The organism is Streptomyces sp. NPDC007162, from assembly GCF_040634175.1.
Lineage (GTDB): Bacteria > Actinomycetota > Actinomycetes > Streptomycetales > Streptomycetaceae > Streptomyces.
This window is the reverse complement of the sequence record NZ_JBEYFC010000449.1, coordinates 1-7353: the sequence shown is the minus strand read 5'-3', so window position 1 is coordinate 7353 and position 7353 is coordinate 1. Positions and strand designations below refer to the sequence as shown.

Annotated in this window: 3 protein-coding genes; 1 reads left to right on the top strand and 2 read right to left on the bottom strand. The window is 74.7% G+C overall.

Annotated features, from left to right (window positions below; genetic code table 11):
- Positions 1-3428 (bottom strand): AMP-binding protein (locus ABZ646_RS35600; RefSeq protein WP_360528454.1); only part of this gene is annotated, 3428 nt, incomplete at its 3' end.
- A 200-nt stretch (positions 3429-3628) separates the two neighbouring features.
- On the opposite strand from ABZ646_RS35600, the gene ABZ646_RS35595 reads away from it, so the two are divergent.
- Entirely contained in the window at positions 3629-5230 is a 1602-nt protein-coding gene (locus tag ABZ646_RS35595) for a bifunctional 3-(3-hydroxy-phenyl)propionate/3-hydroxycinnamic acid hydroxylase (RefSeq protein ID WP_360528451.1), read from the top strand.
- Here ABZ646_RS35595 and ABZ646_RS35590 read toward each other — a convergent pair.
- Positions 5196-7353 (bottom strand): helix-turn-helix transcriptional regulator (locus ABZ646_RS35590; protein WP_360528448.1); only part of this gene is annotated, 2158 nt, incomplete at its 5' end. The two genes, ABZ646_RS35595 and ABZ646_RS35590, sit on opposite strands and share 35 nt — an antisense overlap.

The window sequence follows — 7353 nt, the reverse complement described above, 5'->3', positions numbered from 1 at the left end:
TCCAGAATGAGCCGCTGCTGCGGGTCCATCGCCAGGGCCTCGCGCGGGGAGATGCCGAAGAAGGCCGCGTCGAAGTCGCCCGCGTCGTGGAGGAAACCGCCCTGGCGGACGTAGCTGGTGCCGGGGTGGTCGGGGTCCGGGTCGAAGAGGTCGTCCAGCTCCCAGCCCCGGTCGGCCGGGAAGGGACCTGTGCCCTCGCCGCCGGCCCGTACCAGCTCCCACAGGTCCTCCGGGGAGGCGACACCGCCCGGCAGGCGGCAGGCCATGCCCACGATGACGACGGGGTCGTCGCCCGTGCGCGGGAGCGAGGCGGTGCCGGCCGGGGTGGTGCCGGCCGGGGTGGTGCCGCCGGACAGTTCACGGCGCAGCAGACCGGCCAGGGCCTGCGGGGTGGGGTGGTCGAAGGCGGAGGTGGCGGGGAGGCGGAGTCCGGTGGCCTCGGTGAGGCGGTTGCGCAGTTCCACCACGGTGACCGAGGTCAGGCCCAGGTCGGTGAAGGGGCGTCCGGGCTGGACGGCCTGCCTGCCGGTCAGGCCGAGCAGGTCGGCGAGCTGGTCGCGGACCAGGTCGGTGAGGAGCCGGTCGCGGTCGGCGTCCGGAACGTCGGCGAGGCGCTCGCGCAGGGCGTTCGTGACGGCCTCGTCCGCGGTGGCGGTCCGGGCCGGCACATCGACCAGGTCGTGCAGGAGCGGTGAGCCGGGAGCGGCGGACGGGTCGAGCTTCATCACGACGAGCTGGGCGTCGTCCACGGTGAGGGCGGTGTCCAGGGCGGCCATCGCCTGCTGCTCGGTGAGCGCACCGCTCGCCGTGTCACCCTCGCCCTCCCAGGGGCCCCAGGCGAGGGACCGGGCCGGGATGCCCTGGACGCGCAGGTTCTGGGCGTAGGCGTCGAGGAAGGCGGCCGAAGCGGCCTCGGTGGTCTCGCCGACCGCGCCCAGCAGGCCCTTGGTCGAAGAGGACAGCACGAAGGCGGTGAGGGCGGCGTCGCGGGTGAGGTCGTGCAGGGTGCGGACCTCGGCGGCCACGCGGGTCTCGGAGGGCTCGTCCACGGCGTCCCAGGCGTGGACGACCAGGGTCAGGGGAGAGGGTGCCTTGGCCAGCGCTCGCTTGAGTTTCGCGCGGTCGTCGAGGTCGGCCTCCGCGAGCCGGACCTCCGTGCCCTGCCGGGTGAGCCAGGCGCGCAGGCCGGCCGCTCCGGCGCCCTGTCCGGGCGGGGTGATCAGCAGCAGGCTGCGGGCGCCGTGGGCGGTGGCGAGGTGGCGGGCGATCGCCGTGCCGCGCCGGGTGTCGGCTCCGGTGACGACGGCGGTGCCCGCGCGGTCGAAGGCTTGATCGGGCTGCGCGACCGTGTCCGTCGTGGCGTCGAGGGTCACGCGTTCCAACCGGGGCAGCAGGACGACACCGTCGCGGACGGCGCTCTGCGGTTCACCGGACGCCACCGTGGCGGCCAGGGCGGCCGTGGCCGCGTCGTCGGCCACGTCGTCCAGGTCCACGACGGCGACGCGGCCGGGGTGGGCGGCCTGGAGGGAGCGGACCAGGCCCCACAGCGCCGCCTGGCCGAGGTCCCGCACCGTCTCGCCCGGGTGGGTGGCCACGGCGCCGCGGGTGAGCACGACCAGCCGGGGGCCGGCCGGGTCGGCGGACGTGAGCCAGGGTTCGGCCGTACGCAGGAAGTCGTCGACGCTCGTGCCCGCGGCGGCCGGCAGCAGGGCCACGGAGGGCGTGTCGCCGGTCAGGTCGATGCCGGAGGCCCGGAGGTGGTCGGCGAAGGCGGTGCCGGGGTCACCGAGGAGCGTCCAGTGGCCGTCGGCCGGCGCGGGCGCGGACGGCTGGGGAACCCAATGGGTGCGGAAAAGGGTGTCGTGGTGGGCGTTGCCGACCGCGCGGAGCCGGGCGGGACCGTCCAGGAGCCGGTGCCGGGTGACCTTACCGGTGGCCGTGCGCGGGATGCGCTCGATCTCGTACAGCTCCTCGGGGACCTTGAAGTACGAGAGCCTTTCGCGGCACAGGGAGAGCGCCTGAGCCGGGTCGAAGCCGCCGGGGGCGGGGACGACGAAGGCGACCGGCACTTCGCCGAAGACGTCGTGCGGCTTGCCGGCCACGGCGGCGTCGGTGACGCCGGGGACCTGGCGCAGCACGTCCTCCACCTCGCCGGGGTGGATGTTCTCCCCGGCGCGGATGATGAGTTCCTTGAGCCGTCCGGTGACGGTCAGGTAGCCCGCGCGGTCGCGGACGGCGAGGTCACCGGTGTGGAACCAGCCGTCGCGCAGCGCCTCGGCGGTGGCGTCGGGCTGGTCGTGGTAGCCGACCATGATGTTCGGGCCGCGCACCCAGACCTCGCCCTCGGTTCCGTCGGGCACGTCGAGGCCGGTGCGGTGGTCGACGACCCGCAGCGCGAGGCCCGGCACGGGAAGACCGCAGGAGCCTTCGACGCGGGCGCCGGTCGGCCAGTTGATGGCGATGGAACCGGAGGTCTCGGTGGAGCCGTAGGCGTCGATGAGGGGGGCGTCGAAGGTCTCCTCGACGGAGCGGCGCAGCGCGGCGGTGAAGACGGCGCCGCCGACCAGGCCGACCCGCAGCCGGGGCGCGGTGAAACCGGGGGCCCGCGCGGCGCGGACGAGATAGTGGTAGAGCGTGGGGACACCGGCGATGACCGTGGAGCGGTCCTGTTCCCACAGGTCGAGTACGTCGTCGGCGGAGTGGCCGTCGGTGATGCGGGCGGTGGCACCGACGGCCGTCACGGCCAGCACGCAGACGATGTGGGACAGGCTGTGGAACAGCGGCAGAGGCCACAGCACCCGGTCCTCGGCGGTGAGGCCGAGCGCGGGGACGTAGGCGGCGGCGACCGACCACAGGCAGTTGCGCTGGGTGGCGAGGACGCCTTTGGGGCTGCTGGTGGTGCCGGAGGTGAAGAGCATCCAGGCGACGTCGTCGAGCCCCTGGTCGTCGCGGGCCGGGGTGGCGGGCTCGGTGGCGGCGAAGTGCTCGTAGGCGAGGCACCCGGCGGGGACGGGGCCGTCACCGTCCACCACGATCACGGTCAGCGGGCCGGTGCGGGGGGCCAGCCGGCGCACCGCGGGCACGTGGGCGGCGTCGGTGATGACGACTCGGCTGCCGCTGACGGTGAGCAGGTGCTCCAGCTCCGCAGCGGAGAGGTGCGGGTTGACCGGGACGCCGATGCCGCCGGCGCGGACGACCGCGAAGTAGCTCTCCACCGTCTCGACCCGGTTGCCGAGAAACATCGCCACCCGGTCGCCGGGCAGCAGGCCCAGTCCGGCGAGGTGTCCGGCGAGGCGGCGGGTACGGGCTTCCAGACCGGCGTAGCTGACGGCGCGCCGGGCGTCGAGGTAGGCGGTTCTGTCGCCGAAGCGCTTGCTTTGTTCGGTGAGGAGTTCGTGGATCGGGCGGATCAACTCGGCACGCAGCATGCTGCCTCCACACTCCCGTTTGCTGAGGTACGCGTGCCGCTGCGGCGGCTTCGGCCACGTCCAGCTTCACCCGCGCCGGGCCTCGGGGATCCCCTGAATCACCCCCTCAACTCCCCCTACTTGTGACCCGAGGGGCTTTCTCCGCGGTGTGCGGCGGAACGTCGTTGGTAGGTTCGCCGCACTTCCGGAGGGAGGGGCCGATGCGCACGTCGCAGGCGGATGTCCTGATCGTCGGGTACGGGCCCGTGGGTCAGGTGTTGTCGGTACTGCTTGCCGAGCGGGGCCGGCGCGTGACGGTGGTCGAGCGGTGGGAAGCCCCCTACACGCTGCCCCGGGCGACCAGTTTCGACGGCGAGACGGCGAGGACGCTGGCGGCGCTGGGGGTGGGCGACGCGTTCGCGGAGATCGGACTGCCGGCCGACGCCTACGACTGGCGCAACGCCGACGGCGCGTCGCTGCTCCGCGTCGAGCTGGCGCGGCGGGGCGCGCACGGCTGGCCGGAGGCGACGACCATGCACCAGCCCGCCCTGGAGGAGGCACTGTCCGCCCGCGCGCGGCGGCTGCCGGGGATCGAGGTGGTGCGCGGATGCACGGTGACGGAGCTGTCCGACGACGGGGACCGGGTGGCGGTGACGGCGGCCGACGCGGCGGGGCGGGAGCGGCGGTGGACGGCCTCGTGGGTCGTCGGGTGCGACGGCGCGAACAGTTTCGTACGGGAGCGGCTGCGGGTGCGGTGGAACGACCTGGGCTTCTCCTACGACTGGCTGCTGTGTGACGTGACGCTGGACGTGCCGAGGAAGTTCTCGCCGCTCAACGTGCAGATCTGCGATCCCGCTCGGCCGACGACCGCGGTGGGCAGCGGACCCGGCCGCAGGCGCTGGGAGTTCATGCGGCTGCCCGGGGAGAGCGTGGCCGAGCTGAACCGGGAGGAGACGGCGTGGCGGCTGCTGGCGCCGTTCGACGTGACCCCGGCCAACGCCACGCTGCGGCGGCACGGCGTCTACCGCTTCCGGGCGGCCTGGGCCGAGGAGTGGCGGCGCGGCCGGGTGCTGCTCGCGGGGGACGCGGCCCACCTGATGCCGCCGTTCACCGGCCAGGGCATGTGCGCGGGCGTCCGGGACGTGCTGAACCTGTCGTGGAAACTGGACCTGGTGCTGAGCGGTGACGCTGGTGAGGAACTGCTGGATACGTACGGCCCCGAGCGCGCCGGACATGTGCGGGAGGCGATCGGCACGGCGGTGCGGCTGGGCAAGGTGCTCTGCGTGACCGACGCGGCCGCGGCGGCGGCCAGGGACGCCGCGCTGCTGGCGGGCGCGGACACCGGCCGGGGCGACGGCGTCGGCGTGCCGCTGCGGACCGGGCTGCTGTACACCGGGGCCGGCGCGGAACCGGTGCCGTCGGCCGGGGAGGTGGTGCCGCAGGGCCGGGTGCGGCTGGGAGGTGTGACCGGGTACTTCGACGAGGTGGTCGGCGCCGGTCCGGTGCTGCTGGGGTCGGCCGCTCCGGCGGCGGCACTCGACGGACCGCGGCTCGCCTTCCTCACCGGGCTCGGCACCCGGATCGTGCATCTGGTGGCGGACGGGGCGCCGGACGCCGCGCCGGATGCCGCCGTGGACGTCGACGGCGTGTACCTGCCGCTGCTGCGGGTGGCTCGGGCGCGGTACTTGCTGGTGCGCCCGGACCACCACGTCTACGGCCCGGCCCGCACCTCACGTGAACTGGCGGCGCTGGTCGACGCGTTCCGTTCGGGGCTGACCGGCCGCCCGGTCACAGCAGGTAGGGCAGTTCCTGGCGCCGTTTGACGTTGACCTTGCGGAAGACGCGGGTGAGGTGCTGCTCGACCGTACTGGCGGTGATGTACAGCTTGGCGGCGATCTCCCGGTTGGTGTATCCCTTGGAGGCCAGTGCCGCGATCTTGCGTTCCTGCCGGGTCAGCGCGGAGACGCCCGCGGGGCGTTCCTCCGCGTCGGCGGCGGGCGCGGCCTCGGAGCCGGCCGGGTCGAGGGCGGCCTTGCGGCACAGGTGTTCGATGCCGGTCTGCTTGGCGAGGTGCCAGGCGCGGTGGGCCACCCGGCGGGCGTTGCGCTGGTCGCCGGCGTCACGGAAGGCAGCGCTGAGGTCGATGAGGGCGCGGGTGAGTCCGTAGTCGTCGCCGCTCTCCTTGAGCATGTCGACGGCCTCGGTGAGCAGTTGCGGGCGGCGGGTGACCCGGCTCACCGCGGCCAGGGTGCGCAGGCTCTGCCCACGTTCCCGGGAGGGGCCGGGAAGCAGCCGGGCGAGCTGTTCGCGTACCAGGCGTTTGGCCTGTTCCTGGTCGTTCTGCGCGAGCCAGGCCTCGGCCGCGCTGAGGCGCCAGGGGACCACGTCGGCACCGGGCCTGCCCCAGGTCTCGGCGAAGCGGCCGCAGGCGAGGAAGTCGGCGAGCGCGGCCTGCGGATGGTGGGTGGCGAGCCGGTAGTGGCCGCGGGCGTGCAGGTAGGCGGCGCCGTGGCGGCTGTGCAGGGCGTGTTCGGGCAGCGGCAGCGCCACGTACTTCTCGGCCGCCGACAGGTCTCCGGAGCGGGTGGCGGCCAGAATGGCGAACGCCAGAACGCCGGCGAGGCCGACCCCCCAGCCCTGCGGCGGGACGAGGGCCAGGGCGTGGGCGGCCAGGTCGCGGGCGTGGGCGAGGTTGCCGCGCCGCAGGTGGGCCTCGACGCGCACGGCGAGGAACCGGGCCTGTGAGGCGACGGCGTGGTGGGCGGCGGCCTCGGCCTCCAGTTTCTCGCACCAGGCGACCACCTCGTCCAGCCGACCCGCGTGGCAGAGGCCGCGCAGGGCCAGCACCCCGGACTCCACGTTCCACAACGAGTCGTGGTCGAGGCGGTAGGTGCTCAGCAGGAGTTCGGCGCGCTGGACCAGCTGCTCGTGGCGCCCGTCGACGTAGTCGTCGGACAGGGCGACCGCGGAGGGCAGCCATGGGTCGTGGCAGGGGACGGCCGCGGGGGTGGCCGCGGCGACGGAGTGGGCGAGTCTGCGCAGGCCGGTGTGGAGGGGGTAGGCCATCGCCGCCCAGCTCGTCAGGGAGCGGATGTCCTCGGTGCCGGGGGCGGGCCCGGTGTCCTGCCGGTACCGGGTGCGCAGGACGTCGAGCAGGGCGGTCAGGTCGTGCAGGGCGCCGGTGTCGGCGAGGCCGAGGACGAGTTCGGAGACGCCCCGCCGGTCCAGGTGGCCGGCCTTGAAGTCGTCGAGCTGGGGGCGGAGGTGGCGGACGGCCGCCTGTGGTTTCAACTGCCGTTCCAGGCGGCTGAGCCGGGTCAGGACGCGGGCGGCGGTGGTGCCGTCGGTCCGGCTGCGCCGGGCGAGGCCGAGACAGCCGAGGGCGGTGCCGACGTCGCCGGCCGCCAGTGCCTCCTGGGAGGCGGTGAGAAGTACGTCGATGCCGTCGTCGATGCCCGCGTCCCCGGCGCTCGTGAGCTGCCGGGCGACCGTGAGCGCGGAGGCGCCGTTCTCCCGCAGCAGTTCCGCGGCGGCGTGGTGCAGCGCGGTCCGGTCGGCGGCGGGCAGGTTGTCCAGGACGGCGGCGGCACCGGCCGGATGCCGGAACGCGTACCGCTCGGTGCGCGCCGGTGCCGCGGTCCCGGCCGCCGGCACCATGACACCGGTACCGGGCAGGCCCGCGTGGGCGCTCGGCACTCGTGCGTCGGCGCTCAGCAAGCCCGCGTCGGCCAGGGCCCGCAGAGCCCAGCGGGTGGTCTTGGTGTCCTGCCCGGCCAGCGGGGCCACGTCGGCCGGCTCCGGGGCGCCGCCGAGCACCGCAAGGGAGCGGACCACGGCCGGTATCGGCGGCCGGGCGTGGGCCACGAGGTCGAGGAGCGCCTGTCCGTACCCTTCCGGGTGGCCGGTGCCGCCCGTCTGCTGATCGACGATCAGAGCACGTACGGCC